We start from the raw sequence: 3,691 nt of genomic DNA, 5'->3' as shown, positions 1-3,691 counted from the left end.
CTTCTCGCCCCCTATGCAGGCGCCTGCCCCCAGCCACTACCGCTTCGTCGTCAATACCCACGAGGCGATCGGGTTGGACCGACCGGCGCGAATCGGCCGCAAGCCCGTTCAGCCGCGCATCCTTCCCGAGATCCGAGCGCGCCTCGTGCGGGTGCCGTCGCCGCTGAACGAGGTGTCGTCGACCCATATCGAGATGCGCCAGAACGGCACGACCGTTGTCGTCACTGACCTCATGTCGACCAACGGGACTACGGTTATCGTTCCCGGGTCGGCTCCGCGACGGCTGCGCCCTGGCGAAACGTTCGTGATTTCACCCGGAACGGTCATCGACATCGGCGATGGCAATCGCATTGAACTTCTTCCCCTGCAGCGCCCCGGCGTCGCATCCGCAACCCCCGACGCAAGGCTCAAGCAATGACTGAGATTGGCCAGACCACCGGCACCGTCACCGTGACCCTGCCCGACCGCTCGGGCGACTCCGTCACCCTCGGCTGGGCGGCCGCAACCGACACTGGTCGGCGCCGGGCCCATAACGAAGACAGCTACGTCGTTGATGTGCCGATGTTTGCCGTTGCCGACGGAATGGGGGGCCACTCGGCGGGCGACCGCGCGAGTGCGGCGGTAGTCGAGCGCCTCGCCGAGGTAGCCGACGGCGGTTTTGGCAAACGGCGGGATGTCGAGGCGGCGCTTAAGCGTGCCACCAAGGACATTTCGCACGTCGTTGACCCCGACCATCGCGGAGTCGGCACCACCGTGACGGGGGCGCTTCTGGCCCTTGTGGATGGCCAGGCCGGGTGGACCATCTTCAACGTCGGCGACTCCCGCACCTACCTTTTCTATGACGACGTGTTCGAGCAGGTGACTATCGACCACTCGGTGGTCCAGGAGCTTGTCGACGCAGGTCTGCTCGACGCTGCCGACGCCGAGAGCCACCCCGATAGCAACATCATCACCCGAGCCGTGGGATTTAATGCCGCGCCAGTGCCCGACTTTTGGCGCATTAGATTGCACACCGGAATGCGGCTATTGCTCTGCTCGGACGGGCTCACAAAAGAGGTGGACGATGCGACCATCGGCCGCCAGGTGAGGTCGATCGCCGACCGGGAGGTGCTCGTCGAAACGCTCGTGGGACTGGCGCTGGAGGCGGGAGGCCGCGACAACGTGACCGTCGTCGTCGTTGATGTCATCGATGCCCCCGGCGGCGCCGCGAGCAACTCCGGGTCAGAAACCGATGACGTCGAGGCCGATTCGGGCGACGACGACGAAGACTTCGAGGACGATTCCCTCGACGAGGATCATGACGACACGATTCCGCGATCGGGTTCCGCTCCGACAGGCTAATCATTATCCACCCCCGAACGGGGGTGGAAATGCCGTTCTGATCGGGGGTTCCTACCCCGCCCGCCCGGCACCCCTCACCTAGAATGAAAGCTCGTCCGGCCACGCCGCGGCGCACACTTCGGTAGATCACATTCAGCAAGGGGGGCTCAATGGCGCGACGACTGCCATCGCAACCTCCCGTGTTGCCGGGGTTCAACCATCTGCACATTCTGGGATCCGGCGGGTTCGCCGACGTTTTTCTGTATGAGCAGAACATGCCGCGCCGTCAGGTGGCGGTCAAGGTGCTGCTCAGCGAGGTCGTCAACGACCATGTCCGCCAGATGTTCCAAGCCGAGGCCAACCTCATGGCCCAGCTCAGCTCGCATCCTTCGATTCTCACCGTCTATCAGGCGAGTGTCTCTGCCGATGGTCGGCCCTACCTCGTTATGGAGATGTGCTCCTCTGCGCTGAGTGAGCGCTATCGCCGTGAGGCGATTCCTGTCGGCGAGGTGCTGCGCATCGCCGTGCGAATCGGCAGCGCCATCGAGACCGCGCATAGGGCTGGTGTGTTGCACCGTGACATCAAGCCGTCGAATATCTTGCTTACGGCATACGGGCATCCCGTGCTCTCTGATTTTGGCATCGCTGCGACGGTCGCCGGCGGCGACGCCGACGAGGCCGTGGGAATGTCTATTCCGTGGTCGGCGCCAGAGATCTTGCTCGGTGAGAATTCCGGAAGCATAGCGGCGGAGGTGTGGTCGTTCGCGGCGACCGTGTACTCCCTCCTCGCGGGGCGCTCACCGTTTGAGGTGCAGGGAAAACCCAATAAGAGTGCGGACCTCATCGGGCGCATCAGCAAGGCACGCCCCCAGCCCATTGCACGGCCCGATGTTTCTGCTGGGCTCGAAAACGTGCTGGCCAAGGCCATGTCGCGCAATCCTGCCGAGCGCCCGGCGACTGTGCTTGAGCTTGTCAACCAGCTTCAGTCGATCGAATCGGAACTGGGGCTGCCGCAGACGCCCATCGAGGTCGCAATGGACGATTGGGCCCTCGGCTCCGTCTCCGACCTCGAAGATCGCACGCAGGTGAGGGCCATCGCGGCGGCCGATAGCTCGCCGCGTCCCAAGCGACGCCGCAGGCGCCCGGTCGCCGGTCTCACGGGAGAGCCGGTCGCCGAGCACGCCCTGCAGGTCGGAAGCGTCAGCTCCGCCACAGGTAGGCCATCCGGCCCGACCAAAACCATCGCCTGGATCATGGTGGTTGTCGCTGGCCTCGTCATCGCCCTCGCGGGGACAGCCGTCTACGTTCTGATCAGATCCAATTCGTCGATTCCCACGGTGTCGAATATTCAAGCGGCACAGACGCCCGGCGGCATTGAGTTCACGTGGTCAGACCCCGGGCTTCTCGACGGCGATTCGTACCAGATCGAGACCTCCGATGGCGAGCGCAGCGTTCAACTCGCCCCCACCTTCACGGTGTCCGGGGAGTCCGGCGAAAATGCGTGCATCACGGTCAAGGTCAACCGGTCGGGCGTCGTCGGGCCGGCAAGCAACGAGAAATGCGCCGCGATCAGGCCATGAACGTCATAGGGGAGTCCGGCCGCGGCGCGTCAATCGTGCGGCGCTGGCTTTCGCGCCATGTATCTGCCGTCATTACGGCGACCAGTCTCGTCGTAATCGCGGCACTCATCGCCACTGTTGCCATTGTCTCCGATGGCTACACGGCCCAGCGGATGGATCTCGACGACGCCGCCGTATGGGTTGCCAACGGCGACAACCAGGTAATCGGGCGCGCGAACACCGAGATCCTGGAGTTCAACACGGTTGTCGCAAGTGACGGCAGCGATCTCGACGTGGTGCAGGAAGGGCGCTCGGTACTGCTGCTCGACCGTGCGAACACCCGTTTGGACGTGGTGGATGCGGCAACCTCGACCGTGATCGACAGCGTGGCGCTGCCCACCGACACCCCTCGGGTGTATCTCTCGGCGGGGACGGCAATCATCCACGCAGAGGGCACGGGCGAAGTATGGATCTTGTCCGAAAGCGACCTGGGCGGCTTTGACGCCTCGGCTGAGGCAACCTTGAGCCTGGGGCCGGGGTCTGTTGTTGCCGTCTCTGAGACGGGCATCCTCTTTGCCTACTCACCCGAGACGAGCCAGTTGCACCGCATCGAACCGAATCTTGGTGCCGCCGCGACGGGCGCGGGGGCCGAAAGCACCACCATTGACGTGGGGTCAACGGACGATGCGTTTCACATAACCGCCGTCGGTAATCGGCCCGTGATTTTCAACAGTGATTCCCGGGAGCTGTGGCTCGACGGTGCTCGGGCCGATCTTTCCGCGGTCATAGGGTCTGGTTCAACGGCAACTCTG

The 3,691-nt window shown here is 64.1% G+C and carries 3 protein-coding genes and 1 pseudogene; all 4 read left to right on the top strand.

All coding sequences use genetic code 11. The features are described 5' to 3' along the window. Window positions 1–418, top strand: a 418-nt coding sequence (locus tag AC062T_RS06950; RefSeq protein ID WP_476028626.1) for an FHA domain-containing protein, incomplete at its 5' end; no start/stop codon positions are given. Further along, window positions 415–1,341 carry a PP2C family protein-serine/threonine phosphatase gene (locus AC062T_RS06945; RefSeq protein ID WP_476028624.1) on the top strand — a complete coding sequence of 309 codons (927 nt, stop codon included), beginning with the start codon at window positions 415–417 and terminating at the stop codon, window positions 1,339–1,341. The genes AC062T_RS06950 and AC062T_RS06945, both read left to right, overlap by 4 nt. Window positions 1,342–1,490: 149 nt before the next feature. Then, the gene (locus tag AC062T_RS06940; RefSeq protein ID WP_476028622.1) at window positions 1,491–2,900 is read left to right on the top strand and encodes a serine/threonine-protein kinase; all 1,410 of its coding nucleotides are present in this window, start codon (window positions 1,491–1,493) and stop codon (window positions 2,898–2,900) included. Continuing rightward, window positions 2,879–3,691, top strand: a pseudogene (locus tag AC062T_RS06935) (hypothetical protein); the annotation flags it as partial. The gene AC062T_RS06940 and the pseudogene AC062T_RS06935, both read left to right, overlap by 22 nt.

It is taken from the genome of Homoserinimonas sp., from assembly GCF_056262345.1.
The sequence above is the reverse complement of the archived record's forward strand: the minus strand, read 5'-3'. Positions and strand labels throughout refer to the sequence as shown.

What these genes read in the sequence shown, in the direction of transcription:
- AC062T_RS06945 (WP_476028624.1), top strand. Translation starts at nt 415, where the DNA reads ATGACTGAGATTGGCCAGACCACCGGCACCGTCACCGTGACCCTGCCC.
- AC062T_RS06940 (WP_476028622.1), top strand. Translation starts at nt 1,491, where the DNA reads ATGGCGCGACGACTGCCATCGCAACCTCCCGTGTTGCCGGGGTTCAAC.